Origin of the sequence: Oxalobacter paeniformigenes, assembly GCF_027158465.1 — a bacterium.
Classification (GTDB): Bacteria; Pseudomonadota; Gammaproteobacteria; order Burkholderiales; family Burkholderiaceae_D; genus Oxalobacter; species Oxalobacter paeniformigenes.
Map to the genome: position 1 here is coordinate 1 of NZ_JAMKYL010000019.1, position 419 is coordinate 419.

The following is a 419-nucleotide window of genomic DNA, read 5'->3' on the forward strand; positions in this document are numbered from 1 at the left end:
GCACCGGCAATAGTATTGACGGACATGTCTGCTGTCCCGATTACATTATTACCTTGCAATTGTGAATTACCGGTTACCACAAGACTGCCAGATGTCGTGCTTCCAACCACATTCAAACTGCCACCTACCGTGCCATTACCGGTGACATCCAACTGACCACCTACCGTGCCATTACCGGCGATATCCAACTGACCACCTACCGTGCCATTACCGGTGACATTGAGGCCAGCACCACTCATCTGACCAGTCACAGTCAAACTTGTGCCAGAAATATCACCATCTTTCGTAATCTGTGCAGTGTCACTTACGCCATTGTTAATAGTCAAACTCTTACCTGATATATCTGCCGCACTCATCTGGCCTGTCACAGTCAAATCACCGCCTACCGTGCCATTACCTGCAACATTAAGACTATCACC

General features: G+C 48.4%; 1 pseudogene. It reads right to left on the bottom strand.

Annotation, left to right across the window (positions count from 1 at the left end):
• A pseudogene (locus NAI64_RS09055) lies at positions 1 to 419 on the bottom strand (hypothetical protein); the annotation flags it as partial.